Raw genomic sequence first — 14,760 nt, forward strand, 5'->3', positions numbered from 1 at the left:
GAGCCTTTCTCGGGGGAGGAGGGGACGGGGGTGCCGGCGATGCGGGCGACGCGGGCCTCGACGAGGGTCGCGGCGCGCTCGAGGGCGAGGCGGTCGTCCTCGTCGAGGTCCTCGAACAGCGGGGCCAGGGCGGCCTCGAGGCGGAGACGGTGCTCGGCGAGGGCTTCGAAGCCGGCGGGAGTGCCCTCGATCAGCCAGGCGCGGCCGTCGCCGGCGTCGTGGACGCGGCGGATCCAGCCGGCCTCGTCGAGCCGGGCGATGATGCCGGTCATCGTCGGCTGGGTGACGCGGACCCGCTCGGCGAGCTCGCCGAGACGGGAGGGGGAGGCGGTGCGCAGCTCGGCGAGCGTCGACCAGACGGCTCCGGACTGCGCGCCGAGCCCGGTCGCGCCGCTCGCCCGGCCCGCGAACCGCGTGAGGGCGGTGGCGGCGGAGGCGAGACGCACGGGGGCACTGGGATCGGGCACGAGAAACAATATAGCACGACTATGTAGTTCGGTGGAGGGCGCTTCGAGTCCACCCTCCATCGGGCGCACTCACTGACGTTCTCCTCCGCTTCTGTGACAGGATCGTCCGTATTCGCGCGTCCACTCCCGCGATCACCGATGGAAAGAGAAGTCATGTCCCCCAGCGAGCACGACGTCGTCGTGATCGGAGCCGGTGCCACCGGACTCACCGCGGCGCTCCGGCTGCAGCAGCACGGACTCGACGTCGTCGTCGTCGAGGCGCGCGAGCGCGTGGGCGGGCGGCTCGAGACCCGCGTGGTCGACGGGCAGCTCCTCGAGCTCGGCGGCCAGTGGGTCTCGCCGGACCAGACGGCGCTCCTCGAGACCCTCGACGAGCTCGGCCTCGGCACCTACTCCCGCTACCGCGAGGGCGAGAGCGTCTACATCGGCGCCGACGGCTCCGCTCGCCGCTTCACCGGCGACATCTTCCCGGGGAGCGAGCGCACCGAGTCCGAGATCTCCCGCCTGATCGAGGTGCTCGACCGCCTCGTGGCCCAGACCGATCCGGCGGCGCCGTGGACGCATCCGCTCGCCCGCGACTACGACCGCGTCACCTTCGCCGCCTGGCTGGAGCAGCAGAGCGACGACGAGGAGGCGCGGGCCAACATCGCCCTCTTCCTCGCCGACGCCATGCTCACCAAGCCGGCGCACGCCTTCTCCCTCCTCCAGGCGCTCCTCATGGCCGCGAGCGCGGGGAGCTTCAGCAACCTGGTCGACGCCGACTTCATCCTCGACAAGCGCGTGATCGGCGGCCTCCAGCAGGTCCCGGAGCGGCTCGCCGAGCGCCTCGGCGCCGAGCGCGTCCTGCTCGGGCACCCGGTCCGCTCCGTCCGCTACGGCGACGACGGGGTCGAGGTGCGCGCCGACGGCGTCGTCCTCCGCGCCCGCCGCGCGATCGTCGCCGTGCCGCCGAACCTCGTCGGCCGCATCTCGTTCGACCCGCCGCTCCCGCGCCTGCGGCAGCAGGCCCTGCAGCACCAGTCGCTCGGCCTCGTGATCAAGGTGCACGCCACCTACGCCACGCCCTTCTGGCGCGCCGACGGCCTCTCCGGCACCGCGTTCAGCCCGCACTCGCTCGTCCACGAGGCCTACGACAACTCGAACCACGGGGAGGAGCGCGGCACCCTGGTCGGCTTCGTCTCGGACGAGAAGGCCGACCGCGTGCTCGCGCTCGACGAGGCGGAGCGGAAGGCCGCGATCCTCGACTCGCTCGCCGCCTACTTCGGCCCGGCCGCACTCGATCCGGTCGTCTACTACGAGAGCGACTGGGCGTCCGAGGAGTGGACGCAGGGCGCGTACGCCGCGAGCTTCGACCTGGGCGGGCTGACCCGGTACGGCGCGCTGCAGCTGGAGCCGGTGGGTCCGCTCCGCTTCGGCACGAGCGACCTCGCCGCCGAGGGCTACCAGCACGTCGACGGCGCCATCCGCGTCGGCAGGCGCCTGGCACAGGAGATCATCGACGAGGACGGCGCGACCGCACCGGCCCCCCACAGCGAAGGAGCACAGCCCGCATGAGCACCCACTACGCCGTGATCGACCCGGCCACGGGGGAGACCCTCCGCGAGTACCCGACCCTCGGTGACGCCGAGCTGACCGCGGCGATCGGCTCGGCGCAGGACGCGTACTCCTCGTGGTCGCGGACCGTGCCCGTCGCGACCCGCGCGGCGCTGATCGCCCGCGTGGCAGAGCTGCACGTCGAGCGCGCCGACGAGCTCGCGGCGATCATCGTCCGCGAGATGGGCAAGCCGCTCGACCAGGCGCAGGGCGAGGTCGGCTTCGCCGCCGACATCTACCGCTACTACGCCGAGAACGGCGAGGCCTTCCTCGCCGACGAGCCGATCGAGCTCGCCGAGGGCACCGGCTCCGCGCTGATCCGCCGCGCCGGGCTGGGCGTGCTCCTGGGCATCATGCCGTGGAACTTCCCCTACTACCAGGTGGCCCGCTTCGCCGGCCCGAACGTGGTCGCGGGCAACACGATCCTGCTCAAGCACGCGCCGCAGTGCCCGGAGTCGGCCGCCGCCATCGCCGACATGTTCCGCACCGCGGCCGAGGAGCTGGGCGCGCCCGCCGGCGTCTACGTGAACCTCTACGCCACGAACGAGCAGGCCGCGACCGTCATCGCCGACCCCCGGGTCCAGGGCGTCTCCGTCACCGGTTCCGAGCGGGCCGGCGCGGCCGTCGCGGAGCTCGCGGGCCGACACCTGAAGAAGGTCGTGCTCGAGCTCGGCGGCTCCGACCCGTTCGTGCTCCTGTCGACCGACGACCTCGACAAGGCGGTCGAGGACGCGGTCGCCGCGCGCCTGGACAACAACGGCCAGTCCTGCAACGCCGCGAAGCGCTTCATCGTGATCGACGAGCTGTACGACGCGTTCGCCGAGAAGTTCACGGAGGCGTTCACCCGCGCCCAGCCGGCCGACCCGTTCGCGGAGGGCACCCTCCTCGGCCCGCTCTCCTCCTCCGCCGCGACGGAGCGACTCGAGGCGCAGCTGGCGGCCGCGCGCGAGCAGGGGGCCACCGTCCGCGCCAGCGGCGAGGTGACCGGCAACTTCTTCCCGCCCGCCGTGCTCGAGGGCGTCACGCCCGAGATGGACGCCTACCGCGAGGAGTTCTTCGGCCCCGTCGCCGCGCTCTACCGCGTCCGCGACGAGGACGAGGCGATCGCCCTCGCGAACGACACCCCCTACGGCCTCGGCTCCTACCTCTACACGACCGACCAGGAGCAGGCGCTGCGCCTGGCGGACCGGATCGACGCGGGGATGGTCTGGATCAACCTCGTCCTCGGCGACGCGGCCGAGCTGCCCTTCGGCGGCGTGAAGCGCTCGGGCACCGGCCGCGAGATGGGCCGCCCCGCCCTCGAGGAGTTCGTGAACAGGAAGCTCATCCGCATCGCGTGAGACGGGCGCGGGCCGGGCCCCGGAGTCGATCCGGAGCCCGGCCCGCAGCCGCTCGGCCTGCGCCCGCTCACTTCTTCGTCAGCGACGACTCCTTGTGCGCGGCCTTCGCGTCGGTCTTGTCGCTCTGCACGATCCAGTAGGGCTCGTCGTCCGAGGCGTTGAACTTCTGCCCCTCGAACTGGAACTCCTTCGTCTTCTTCTCGACCAGCTCGCCGTGGGTCTCGCCCTGCGAGGTGTTCCAGCTGATCTTGTCGCCCTTCTTCACGAGGCGGCTCCTCTCTCTCGGTCGCGCCGGAGCGCGGTGGTCCCCTCGCGCGGAAGCGCGATGGTGGTGGTGACGTCGACGATCGCCGGAGCGGCGGGCGCCGACGAGAAGCCGAACCGCACGGGCGGCGAGAGCGGGCGCAGCGGGCCGAGGTCCTCCTCCGCCAGCACCGCGTGGACGCCCTCGACGCGGCGGATCGCCCGCACGCCGTAGTACTCGCGGCGTCCGTGCCCGGCCGACCCGGCCGTGCTCACTCCGCGGACGAGCAGGGAGGCGACCGGCGAGATCGCGGTCAGCCATGCCGGGTGCTCGGCGAGCGGTCGCGGAACGATCCGCAGCAGCCGGCCGAGCGCAGTGAGACCGCCGAGCTCCAGTCGCACCGCGAGCGGTCCGGCCGCGACGGACAGGCCGCCCGCGATCCTCCGCCACGACACCGGCGCGATCCGCACCTCGTCGAACGCGTACGTCGACCCGATGAAGTCCGCGACCTCGCGGGTCGGTGCGATCAGGAGGCGGTGGCCGTCGCCGTCCTCGACCATCGCGTCGGCGAACGGGCCGAAGGGGGTGTCCTCCCAGAGGCCCAGCACGATCCTCGTGCCCGAGGACGTGCCGAACCCCGCGATGCGCCCGCCGAAGCGGAGGAGCCGCGGGGTCCGGCCGGTCATCAGGAGGCCGAGCGCAGCAGCGTGAACGAGCCGTCGCGGACGATCAGCGTGGTGACCTCGCCCTCGACGACCTGCTCCGGGTCGCTCGAGGCGGCCAGCCTCCACTCGGCGCCGGGCGCCTCGGGAACGGTGAACTCGACGCCGTTCTCCGCCGCGTTCAGCAGCAGGGCGAAGCTCGCGCTGCCCTCGTGCTCGAACACGAAGGTGATCGAGCGGGCGTCGGGGTTGTCCCAGTCCTCGTCGGCGAAGCCCTGCGCGTCGGAGCGGAGGATGTCGACCGTGTCGGGGCCGCCGTCGCCGGGGGCGCGGCGGAACCACTTCGGGCGCAGCGCCGGCTCCGCGGCGCGGAGGGCGATCAGCTCGCGGGTGAAGGCGAGCAGCTCGCGGTCCGCGTTCTCCCAGTCGAACCACGAGATCTCGTCATCCTGGCAGTAGGCGTTGTTGTTGCCGCCCTGCGTGCGGGCGATCTCGTCGCCGCCCAGGATCATCGGCACGCCGGCCGAGAGCAGCAGCGTCGCGAGGAAGTTGCGGCGCATGCGGTCGCGGCGCTCGTTGACCGCCTCGTTCTCGGTCGGGCCCTCGGCGCCGTTGTTGGAGGAGCGGTTGTCGCTCTCGCCGTCGTTGTTGTCCTCGCCGTTGGCTGCGTTGTGCTTGCGCGAGTAGGCGGTGAGGTCGGCGAGGGTGAAGCCGTCGTGCGCGGTGACGAAGTTGATGCTGGAGACCGGCGAGCGGCGGTCGGCCTCGTACACGTCGGGGGAGCCGAGGACGCGCTGCGCGGTCGTGCCGAGCACCGAGTCGGCGCCGTTCCAGAAGTCGCGCACGTCGTCGCGGAACTTACCGTTCCACTCCGACCAGTCCGCGGGGAAGCCGCCGACCTGGTAGCCGGCGGTGTCCCACGGCTCGGCGATCATCTTGACGGGCGCGAGCACCGGGTCCTGCGCGATCAGGTCGAGGAAGGCGCTGTGCACCTCGGCCTCACCGGTCTGGCGGGTGAGGGTGGTGGCGAGGTCGAAGCGGAAGCCGTCGATGTGCATCTCGGTCACCCAGTAGCGCAGCGAGTCCATGATCAGGCCGAGCGCGGCCGGGTGCGCGACGTTGAGGCTGTTGCCGGTGCCGGTGGTGTCGAAGTAGTTCGCGCGGTCCTCCTCCACCAGTCGGTAGTAGGAGCCGTTGTCGATGCCCTTGAACGAGAGGGTGGGGCCCTTGTCGTTGCCCTCGGCGGTGTGGTTGTAGACCACGTCGAGGATGACCTCGAGGCCGGCCTCGTGGAACGCCTTGACCATGGCCTTGAACTCGTCGACCTGCGAGCCGTCGTCGCCGGCGTGGGAGTACTCGTTGTGCGGCGCGAAGAAGCCGAGGGAGTTGTAGCCCCAGTAGTTGCGCAGGCCCTTCTCCTCGAGGTGCGAGTCCTGCACGAACTGGTGCACGGGGAGCAGCTCGACCGAGGTCACGCCCAGGTCGGTGAAGTGCTTGATCGCGGCGGGGTGAGCGAGGCCGCGGTAGGTGCCGCGGATGTCCTCGGGCACGTCGGGGTGCAGCTTCGTGAAGCCCTTCACGTGCACCTCGTAGACGACGGTCTCCTCGAGCGGGATGCGCGGCGCGGTGTCGCCGCTCCAGTCGAAGGAGTCGGGGTCGGTGACGACGCAACGGGGGACCGCGTGCGCGGAGTCGGCGTCGTTGCGGGTGTCGGCGTCCTCGTAGAACTGGCCGAAGACGTCCTCGGACCAGGTGTACGAGCCCTCGATCGCGGTGGCGTGCGGGTCGAGGAGGAGCTTGGCGGCGTTGTGGCGGAGGCCGTTGGCGGGGTCCCAGGGGCCGTCGACGCGCAGCCCGTAGCGGGTGCCGATGCCCATCTCGGGGACGAGGCCGTGGAAGACGTGGCCGGTCCGCTCGGTGAGGGCGACGCGGGTCTCTGCTCCGGACTCGTCGAAGAGGCAGACCTCGACGCTGTCCGCGGTCTCGGAGTAGACGGCGACGTCGGCGCCGGCGTCGCCGCGGAGGGAGACGCCGAGGGGATACGGGAAGGAACGGGGGGATGCGGGCATGCGTCCATCCTGACCGGGCGGCTCCGGGAGCTTCGCGCCCTTGTCGCCGCGCCCGCCTCCCGCTAATCTTCCAGGCCCTCCCTTCGACACGGCGCCCTCCGCGGGCATATAGTCAGCTGGCTTACTAAATCTCGGAGGAGAGCGTCGTGCGCAACCGCAAGTGGATCGGGCTGGTCGTCATCAGCCTCGGAGTGGCGACGATCATCGTCGACTCGACCATCGTCAACGTCGCCATCCCGTCGATCGTCGCCGATCTCGGGATCACCTCGACCCAGGTGCAGTGGGTGCAGGAGTCGTACACGCTCGTGTTCGCCGCGCTCCTGCTCGTCTTCGGCACCCTCGCGGACCGCTGGGGCCGGCGCCGCATGCTGATCGTCGGCGTCTCGCTCTTCGCGCTCTCCTCCGTCGCGGCGGCCCTCGCTCCGACCGGCGACCTGCTGATCCTCTCCCGGGTCGTGCAGGGCGTCGGAGGCGCGATGGTGCTGCCGACGACCCTCTCGCTGATCAACGCCACCTTCCGCGGGCGCGAGCGCGCCATCGCCTTCGCCGTCTGGGGCTCGACCATCGGCGGCATGACCGCGGTCGGCCCGCTGCTCGGCGGCTGGCTCACCACCGACTTCTCCTGGCGCTGGGCGTTCGGCATCAACATCCCGCTCGGCGTGATCATCGTGGTCGGAGCGCTGCTGTTCGTCGACGAGTCGCGGCAGCCCGACGGGCGGAGGGTCGACCTCGTCGGCGCCGCGCTCTCGATCATCGCCTCCGCCTCCCTCGTGTTCGCCCTCATCGAGGGGCGCACCCTCGGCTGGTGGGGCGTCGACGAGCGGCTGAGCGTCGGCGGCTGGAGCTGGCCGCTCGGCCTCTCACCGGTCCCGATCGCGTTCGCCGTCGCGGTGCTCGCCGGGGTCGCCTTCGTCCTCTGGGCGCGGGCCCGCGAGCGCGCCGGGCGCTCGGCGATGCTCGCGATCGGGCTCTTCCGCCTCGCCTCGTTCCGCAACGGCAACCTCGCCGCGATGATCGTCTCGCTCGGGGAGTTCGGGATCATCCTGGCGCTGCCGATCTGGCTCCAGAGCGTCCTCGGCTACACGGCCGTGCAGACCGGCCTGGTGCTCCTCGCGCTCGCGCTCGGCTCCTTCGTCGCCTCGGGCTTCGCCGGCGCCTTCGGCAACAGGGTCGCGCCGGTGCTGATCGTGCGGGTGGGCCTCGCGGCCGAGATCGTCGGCGTCGCGGGCATCGGCCTGGTCGTCTCCGACTCCACCCCGTGGTGGGCCCTCGTCCCGTTCCTCGCCGTCTACGGCTTCGGCGTCGGCCTCGCGACGGCGCAGCTGACCGGGGTCGTGCTCCGGGACGTGCCCGTCGAGCTCAGCGGGCAGGGCTCGGGCACGCAGTCGACCGCGCGGCAGATCGGCTCCGCGCTGGGCATCGCCGTGCTCGGGACGATCCTCTACACCTCGACCGCGGGGGTCCTCACGACCTCGCTCGAGCAGCAGGGCCTCCCCGCGGAGCAGGTCGCGAGCACCGTCGACGCGGTGGTCGACTCCTCCGGCGCCGCGATCGCCGGGCTCGCCGCGTCGCCGGCCACCGCCGACGCGGCCCGGGCGGCGGGCGAGGCGTTCTCGGACGGCACCCGCTATTCCGCCTTCGCGGCCGCCGGGTTCCTCGCCGTCGGCTTCCCGGCCACGCTCTCCCTCGGCCGAACGGCCGAGGAGGAGGAGGAGCCGGAGGTCAGCTCAGCGGAGCCGAGTCGTCGGCGGTGAAGACGATCTTGCCGATCGTGCGGTCGGCTCCGGTCGCTCGGCGCGACAGCACGTCGACGACGTCGCCCAGCGGATGCACGGCGCCCGGCCGGGGCCGCAGCTCGCCCGAGGCGGCGAGCGAGACCGCGCGCCCGATCCGCTCCGCCGTCGCCACCACGATCATGTTGCGCACCCGCGGGCGGTCGCGGCGGACGAGGCCCGTCGCCTGCGAGACCAGCGCCGGACCGCTCGGCACCAGCGTCGCGATGCGCCCGCCCTCGGCCAGGAGGATCGCCGCGTCGTCGACCGGCAGGTGGCCGGAGACGTCGACGACCACGTCGAAGCGGCCGCCCAGCACCCCGAGGTCGAGCGCGCGGTAGTCGTGCGGCTCGGCGCCGAGCGAGCGGAGCAGGTCGGCGGAGGCGGCCGAGCCGGTGGCCGCGACCGTGCAGCCCGCCCGCACCAGCAGCTGGATCGTCGGATCGCCGATGGCTCCCGAGCCGCCGCTGACGAGGACGCGCTCGCCGGCGCGCACGTGCAGTGCGTCCACCAGGCCCACCGCGGTGCCGCCCGACATCGCGAGCGTGACGGCCTCGACGAAGCCGAGGGAGTCGGGCATCGGGACGAGCGAGCGGCTGCGCGCGATGGACGCGTCGGCGAAGGCGTCGCCGTCGCGGGTCATCCCCACCACGCGGTCGCCGATCGCGACCGAGTGCGACCCCGGGCCGAGCGCCTCGACGGTGCCGGCGATGTCGAGGCCGAACCCGTAGGGACGGGAGCGGCCGACGGCCATGATCCGCGCGGAGCCGGACAGGATCTTCTCGTCGGTCGCGTTGATGCTCGCCGCGCGTGTGCGCACCAGGACCTCGCCGCGACCCGGCATGGGCACCGGCGCTTCCCGCCACGAGAGCAGATCGGGCCCGCCGAACCTGTCGTACCCGAGTCGTCGCATGTCGCTCCCGTCGTCCGTGCCAGCCCCCCGAGCCTAGGGCGTGGCCGCTGAGCGGAGGCGTCGCGGGAGCCCGGCGGAACCCCCTCCGGTGCCCGCGGGCCCGGTGCTACCGTGGCGGCCATGAGCGCAGACGACAGCCCCGAGTTCGCAGGCTTCGAGGCCACCCCCTCCACCGATGCGGAGAAGGCCGACGACGTCCGTCCCGCCGACGCCGAGGTCGAGGAGAACACGACGGCCGACGAGAGCCGCGACCCGGACCACGGCTACGACCCGATGAGCGAGAGCGGCTCCGAGAACGCCCCCGAGGACGAGGTCGGCCCCCGCGAGGACGAGGAGGGCCTGCTTCCCCCCGGCAGCACCGCCGAGGGAGCTGGCACCGCGCTCGGCGCCGACGCCGTCGAGGGCGGCGAGCCCCTGGGCGAGAACGCGAGCGCCGGCACCCCCGGCCAGCTCGCCGACGAGCGCTGGCGCACCAACGGCATCAACCCGCTGGGTTGAGCCTTCTCCCGCGGCGGGCGGGGACCGCCGCGGGAGTGAACACCGCACACAGCTGGCGTTCCGGTTGCTCGGAGGAGGAGCAGGGGTAAGCGCCGTAGCGTTCCGGGAGCGCGGCACGCCGGTCGCGCGGACGGGGAGTCCCATGTCGTTGTTCCTGAACCGCACTCGTGAGGTCCGATGGACCGAGGACGAGAGGCGGGCGCTGGCCGAGGCGGTGGCGGAGGACCGGGCCGACGCCTGGCGCGGAGTGGGTGCGCTCGATCGCACCGTCGTCGTCTCGACCGAGGATCCCGGCGTCCGCGGCGGCGCGCGCTGGCCCACCGATCACCGTGCGTTCCTGCGCGTCGACCGCGGCGCCTCCGTGGTGCTCGCTACCGACGGGCTGAGCGATCCCTTCGACCGGCTCGCGCATCCCGGCACCGGTCTCGGCCTCGAGCTGTGCCTCGAGACGTCCGCCGTCCGCGGCGTCCCCACCGCCGAGCTCTGGAACCACTGGCACTTCCGCCTGCTGTACGAGGCCGCCCGACGGGCCGCCCTCCAGGGGGTGTGCTGCCGCAGCTCCCTCGACACGGCGCGGCTCGCGAACGTCGCGGCGCCGCCCGCCTGGACCGATGAGCAGGGCACCGTCGGTGTCCTCCTGGGCCTGCGCAGCCCCGGCCTGCCCGAGCGGCTCGACCTGGCGACCGGTCACGCCGACCTGGTCACCCTCACGCCGCTGCGGCCGCAGGAGCACGCCCGGGCGTCGGTCGACGCAGGCGCCCGTGCCGAGATCGCCGAGCGCCTCGGGGCCCTGCCGCACGAGGAGCTCGTGCACACGGCCCGGCCGCTCGTGGTCTGAGGAGCGTCGCGGGTCAGGAGCCCTCGGCCGGCTCCGGCACCACGGTCATCTCGCCGGTGTTGTTCGCGCTCGCGATGAACTGCTCGATCCACAGGCGGTTGAGCGACGGGCGCTTGCTGCCGTGGAACCGGAAGTGCAGCGGAGTCGTCGGGTGCACCCAGACGGAGCTGCGGCCGTAGCCGGACGATTCCGGCTCGCTCCAGGAGAGGCTGAACGACTCGTTCCGCCGCATCTTGGTGAACATCGCGACCTTGAGGTGCGCGAGGAGCCGGTCCTCGAAGTCGATCTCGAGTGATTGCGGTCCGTAGATCAGTCGTCCCATTGTCTCCGCCGTGAAGTGGTGCCGACGCGCCGGAGTCCCGGACGGCGTCGCGGGCTCCGTGAGCTCGGGAGCCGCCACGGAGAGGATACCGATCCTTCGGTCCGGAGGGGTGACACGGGTTTCGCCTCCGCCGGCCGGGGGCGTAATCACCCCGTCAACGACGGACGCCCCGCCGACCGGATCCGGGGATCCTGGTCGACGGGGCGTCGGAAGTCGGAGATTACTCGCCGACGCCGCGGATGTTCGCGGCCTGCGGGCCCTTGCGGCCCTGCTCGACGTCGTACTCGACGTGCTGGTTCTCGACGAGCTCGCGGTAGCCCTGCTTCGCGATGGCGGAGAAGTGCGCGAACACGTCGGCGCCTCCGTCGTCGGGAGCGATGAAGCCGAAGCCCTTTTCGGAGTTGAACCACTTAACGGTGCCAGTAGGCATTTCTTTTCCTTATGTGTTAATGACGCCGACCGGGGCCGGCGTCGTCAGAGTCCGCACGAGTGTGCGGTACCCGCTCGACTCGGCCTCCGCGGGTGAAACACGCGTCTGCCGGAGTCGTCCGGGTCGTCTAGGGGCTGAGCTCGCGCCTCCGGGGGAGGGCGGCTCTGCGGGGGAGAACGTCCCGCGGACCGGGCGTGCCGGTGGAGCGGGGGTCGAACGAGGAACGGCGCGGCTTCCGCGGCGTCCTGTGAAGGGCGGTACCCGCGTGCGAGGCGGGCGTTCGAACCGGACGACCGAGGACGATGCTCTCGGTCGGTGCGGTCTCTATCAGGGGCTGAGTCTCTTCGTCGTCGTGCGACTTCTCAGCCGTGGAATTCGGGCGATCGCCCAGGAGATGTCTCGACTCTACGGGATCACTGCCCCCGAGCGCGACCGCCCGCGTCAGACGGCGCGCCGATCCGCGTGCGCGAGGCGGCCGGAATCGCTGTCCGGGCGGGTCGCGGTGTGCCACGATACGACTCGGATCGCGCCGTTCCCCGCCGCCGATCCCCGCCACAGCCTCCCCGCCACAGCCTCCCCGCCACCGTCGCCCCGGAACGAGCCCGGAGCCCGTCCTCCCGAGGTCACCGTGCCCCTGCCTCCCCGGCCCGCCGACGCCGCGGTGCTGCTGCGCGAGCAGCGCGAGGTCGGCGTGCTCTGCGCCCGGCGGGCGGGCGGGGTGCTGACCGCCGCCTCCGCGCTGCACCTGCTCGCCCTGACGCCCGCGCAGCTGACCACGGTGCTGCCGAGCCTGGCGCTGCTGGTCGTCTCGGCGCTCGTGCAGCTCGCGCCCGGCCGATCGGTCGCGACCGGAACGAGGGCCGTGATCCTGGGATCCGCGCTGGACGTCGCGGCACTCGCCGCCTTCCTCTCGCCGGGCGTCGACGCCTCCCTCCGCGCCGTTCTGGGCGGGATCACGATGCTCGCCTCGATGGCGCTGCCGTGCGCGCTGCTCGCCGTCGGCTCCTGGCGGGGCATGCCGTGGGCCGCGGTCCTCGCGCTGCTCCCGGTCCTCGCCCTCGGCGCGGCGGCGACGGGCGCGTCCGGGCGCGCTCCCTTCGTCCTGATCTCGGTCGTCGTCTGCTGGGCGCTGCTGCTGACCGCCGCGCGGTGGCTCGCGGGCAGCGTCGCGCGTGCGCACGTCGGCACCGCCCGCCTCCGGACCGCCCACGACGCCGAGCGCCGCTCGAGCGAGAGCGAGTCCCGGCACCGCGCCGACGCGCGGCTGATGCACGACACGATCCTGGCGACGCTGACGCTGGTGGCGCACCGGGGGGAGGGCGTGCCCGCTCCCGTGCTGCGCGACCGGGCCGCCGCCGACCTGGCCCTCCTGCGCGGTGTGGAGACGGTGGAGGAGCCGGACCCGGACGGGGCGGCCGGGGTGCCGGAGGCGCTCCTCGCGCTCGGTCGGCGGTCGGCGGCGGTGGGCGTGGAGGTGCGCTGGCACGGCGGAGCGCAGCCGCGGATCCGACCGGAGGTGCTCGACGCCGTGGTGCGCGCGACCGGGGAGTGCCTCGAGAACGTGCGGCGCCACTCCGGAGCGGCCCTGGCCCACGTGAGCGTGGCGGAGGAGGCGGGCTCGCTCCGCGTCGTCGTCTCGGACGAGGGGCGCGGTTTCGACCCGGCCGCGGTGGCGGCCGGACGCCTCGGCCTCGCGGAGTCGGTCGTCGGCCGGATCGAGGCGGTGGGCGGCGAGGTCCGGGTCTTCTCGGCGCCCGGGTCCGGCGCGACCGTGCTGCTGAGCGTGCCGCTGTGAGCGGGTCGCGGCAGGAGGAGGGGACGCTCCTGGAGCTGGTCCGGGCGGCGGACAGGAGCCCGGGCGCGCTGTGGAGCATCCGCGAGCGCCTCACCCGGCCGAACCGCCTGAGCGGGAGCTACCTCGGGCTGGGCTTCCTCACGATGGCGGTGCTGCTCGACATCCGCGGAGTGATCTCGTACCTCTGGTCCCTCGACGCGCGGTCCGCGACCTGGCTGAGCGGACTCTCCTGGCTGCTGGTCGTCGCCGCGAGCGCGGTGGGGGTCTCGATCGCCCTCCGCCGCCACGGCGAGCTGCCGCGCCGGGCCTTCGCGGGCGTCCTCGCCGTGGACGTGGCCGCGCTGCTGCTCGAGTTCGCCGACCACGCCCTGCCGACACCGGCTCCGATGTACTACCCGTCGGTCTGCGTGGGAGTGGGCGCGGGCGTGATCGCGCTGATCACCTTCCAGCCGCTCTCGCGCTCGTTCCTCGCTCTGGCGGTCCTGGTCGGGCTCACGGCGCTCGGCCTCGTCGGCCAGGCGCTCCTCGGCGACGGAGGCGCCGCCCTCGCGGTGAGCAACGTCCTCCTCGCCGTCGCGCCCGCGGCCGTGTGCGTCGTCGTGCTCACCTCGCTCGACCAGTACGTGCGGCGCACGCTCGACCGCAGCCTGGCCGACGGCACCGTCCACACCGCGGACGACGAGTTCTCGCAGGTGGACGCCCGCATCGAGGAGCTCCTCGAGCGGGTCCGGACGCCGGTGCCGCTGGACGAGGAGCTGGGCGAGCGGGCGCGGGTGCTCGGAGACGAGCTCCGCGAGGCGCTCGCCCGCAGCCACGACCGCACCTGGCTGAGGATCGCGGTGGAGGAGTCGGCGCTGCTGTCCTCCGCTGTCGCGCTCGACGATCCGAGCGGGGCCGCGGCGCTGCTGGCCCCGCTCGACCGCTCGCGGCTGCTCTCGGTGCTCTGGCTGCTCACCGCCCCCGCGGGGAGGATTCCGCTCGCCGTCCGCCTGGAGCCGGGCCAGGGCGGCGGGGTGGAGCTCGCCCTGGTCGCCGCGGGCATCCGCACCCGCGACCTCGACCGCTCGGTCTGGGGCATCCTCAGCGAGCTCGGCGAGTACCGCACGACGACCGACCACGGCGCGACGAGGATCCTCGTCGCCCACCGGCCCCGGAGGAGGACGACGACATGAGCGACGAGCCCGCGATCACGCTGGCCATCCTCGACGACCACCCGATCCTGCTGGCGGCGCTGGCGGAGTGGATCCGCCGCTCGGGCACGGACATCCGCGTGGCGGCGACGGTCGGCACCTGGACGGACCTGCTCGCGCATCCGGCCTTCCCGACCGACGTGGTGCTGCTCGACATCGACCTCGGCGACGAGCTCGACCTCGCCATGAAGATCCGGATCATCGCGGCCGCCGGCGCCGCCACGATCATCATCAGCACGCACTCCGAGCCGGGCACGATCAGCCGGGCGCTCGAGGCCGGGGCGCACGGCTACGTGGTCAAGAGCGAGCGGACCGAGACGATCCTCGCGGCGATCCGCGCGGCGGCGCGCGACGAGCGCTTCCTGACGGCGCAGACGCGGGAGCTGCTCGGGGCCGACCGCCCGGGCACCCTGACGCACCGCGAGCGGGAGATCGTCCGCCTCTTCGTCGACGGGATGCCGCTGAAGCAGGTCGCCACGCTCCTCGGCATCACCCAGGACGCCGCGCGGAGCTCGCTGCGCAGCGCCCGGGGCAAGTACCGGGCGGAGGGGCTGGCCGTCGGCACGAAGATCTCGCTCCGCCGGCAGGCGCTGCGCGACGGGATCGTCGAGCGCTAGGCGCGCGCTC

Annotated in this window: 15 protein-coding genes; 8 read left to right on the plus strand and 7 right to left on the minus strand. The window is 73.2% G+C overall.

Annotated features, from left to right (window positions below; all coding sequences use genetic code 11):
• Nucleotides 1-467 (minus strand): MarR family winged helix-turn-helix transcriptional regulator (locus tag C5C71_RS04220; RefSeq protein ID WP_181065642.1); only part of this gene is annotated, 467 nt, incomplete at its 3' end.
• A 153-nt stretch (nucleotides 468-620) separates the two neighbouring features.
• Here C5C71_RS04220 and C5C71_RS04225 point away from each other — a divergent pair.
• Nucleotides 621-2,021: an NAD(P)/FAD-dependent oxidoreductase gene (locus C5C71_RS04225; protein WP_104337196.1), complete on the plus strand. Its 1,401-nt coding sequence runs from the start codon at nucleotides 621-623 to the stop codon at nucleotides 2,019-2,021.
• Nucleotides 2,018-3,400: an NAD-dependent succinate-semialdehyde dehydrogenase gene (locus C5C71_RS04230; protein WP_104337197.1), complete on the plus strand. Its 1,383-nt coding sequence runs from the start codon at nucleotides 2,018-2,020 to the stop codon at nucleotides 3,398-3,400. The genes C5C71_RS04225 and C5C71_RS04230 overlap by 4 nt, the downstream gene beginning before the upstream one ends.
• 67 nt (nucleotides 3,401-3,467) lie before the next feature.
• On the opposite strand, the gene C5C71_RS04235 is transcribed toward C5C71_RS04230, so the two are convergent.
• Genes C5C71_RS04235 through glgX form a run of 3 tightly spaced genes read right to left on the minus strand, consistent with a single transcriptional unit; the run spans nucleotide 3,468 to nucleotide 6,375 of the window.
• On the minus strand, nucleotides 3,468-3,665 hold the full coding sequence (locus tag C5C71_RS04235; RefSeq protein WP_056866275.1) for a DUF2945 domain-containing protein: 198 nt from the start codon (nucleotides 3,663-3,665) through the stop codon (nucleotides 3,468-3,470).
• Nucleotides 3,662-4,330, minus strand: coding sequence for a hypothetical protein (locus tag C5C71_RS04240; protein ID WP_104233046.1), 669 nt, complete (start codon nucleotides 4,328-4,330; stop codon nucleotides 3,662-3,664). Before C5C71_RS04240 ends, C5C71_RS04235 begins: the two co-directional genes overlap by 4 nt.
• Nucleotides 4,330-6,375: a glycogen debranching protein GlgX gene (gene glgX / locus C5C71_RS04245; protein WP_104337198.1), complete on the minus strand. Its 2,046-nt coding sequence runs from the start codon at nucleotides 6,373-6,375 to the stop codon at nucleotides 4,330-4,332. Before glgX ends, C5C71_RS04240 begins: the two co-directional genes overlap by 1 nt.
• A gap of 146 nt (nucleotides 6,376-6,521) precedes the next feature.
• Between glgX and C5C71_RS04250 the strand changes: the two genes are divergently transcribed.
• Nucleotides 6,522-8,129: a DHA2 family efflux MFS transporter permease subunit gene (locus tag C5C71_RS04250; RefSeq protein WP_104337199.1), complete on the plus strand. Its 1,608-nt coding sequence runs from the start codon at nucleotides 6,522-6,524 to the stop codon at nucleotides 8,127-8,129.
• Here the strand turns inward: C5C71_RS04250 and C5C71_RS04255 are convergent.
• Nucleotides 8,098-9,060, minus strand: coding sequence for an NADP-dependent oxidoreductase (locus tag C5C71_RS04255; RefSeq protein WP_104226099.1), 963 nt, complete (start codon nucleotides 9,058-9,060; stop codon nucleotides 8,098-8,100). The two genes, C5C71_RS04250 and C5C71_RS04255, sit on opposite strands and share 32 nt — an antisense overlap.
• 120 nt (nucleotides 9,061-9,180) lie before the next feature.
• Between C5C71_RS04255 and C5C71_RS04260 the strand changes: the two genes are divergently transcribed.
• A complete protein-coding gene (locus tag C5C71_RS04260) occupies nucleotides 9,181-9,558 on the plus strand; it encodes a hypothetical protein (protein WP_104314845.1) in 378 nt (125 codons plus the stop codon).
• A gap of 142 nt (nucleotides 9,559-9,700) precedes the next feature.
• Nucleotides 9,701-10,396, plus strand: coding sequence for a hypothetical protein (locus C5C71_RS04265; protein ID WP_104257992.1), 696 nt, complete (start codon nucleotides 9,701-9,703; stop codon nucleotides 10,394-10,396).
• A gap of 13 nt (nucleotides 10,397-10,409) precedes the next feature.
• Here the strand turns inward: C5C71_RS04265 and C5C71_RS04270 are convergent, their stop codons facing one another.
• Both C5C71_RS04270 and C5C71_RS04275 read right to left on the minus strand, forming a co-directional pair.
• A complete protein-coding gene (locus C5C71_RS04270) occupies nucleotides 10,410-10,718 on the minus strand; it encodes a hypothetical protein (RefSeq protein ID WP_104226101.1) in 309 nt (102 codons plus the stop codon).
• Between the two features lie 220 nt (nucleotides 10,719-10,938).
• Entirely contained in the window at nucleotides 10,939-11,148 is a 210-nt protein-coding gene (locus C5C71_RS04275; RefSeq protein ID WP_055786246.1) for a cold-shock protein, read from the minus strand.
• 628 nt (nucleotides 11,149-11,776) lie between these two features.
• Between C5C71_RS04275 and C5C71_RS04280 the strand changes: the two genes are divergently transcribed.
• The 3 genes from C5C71_RS04280 to C5C71_RS04290 are packed head-to-tail and all read left to right on the plus strand — an operon-like array spanning nucleotide 11,777 to nucleotide 14,750.
• The gene (locus C5C71_RS04280; RefSeq protein ID WP_104226102.1) at nucleotides 11,777-12,943 is read left to right on the plus strand and encodes a sensor histidine kinase; all 1,167 of its coding nucleotides are present in this window, start codon (nucleotides 11,777-11,779) and stop codon (nucleotides 12,941-12,943) included.
• Complete coding sequence (locus C5C71_RS04285) at nucleotides 12,940-14,115, plus strand: hypothetical protein (RefSeq protein WP_104226103.1); 1,176 nt, start codon at nucleotides 12,940-12,942, stop codon at nucleotides 14,113-14,115. The genes C5C71_RS04280 and C5C71_RS04285 overlap by 4 nt, the downstream gene beginning before the upstream one ends.
• Nucleotides 14,112-14,750, plus strand: coding sequence for a response regulator (locus C5C71_RS04290; RefSeq protein ID WP_104257995.1), 639 nt, complete (start codon nucleotides 14,112-14,114; stop codon nucleotides 14,748-14,750). The genes C5C71_RS04285 and C5C71_RS04290 overlap by 4 nt, the downstream gene beginning before the upstream one ends.
• Nucleotides 14,751-14,760 lie beyond the last annotated feature (10 nt).

Origin of the sequence: Rathayibacter sp. AY1C1 (assembly GCF_002932105.1) — a bacterium.
Taxonomy (GTDB): domain Bacteria; phylum Actinomycetota; class Actinomycetes; order Actinomycetales; family Microbacteriaceae; genus Rathayibacter.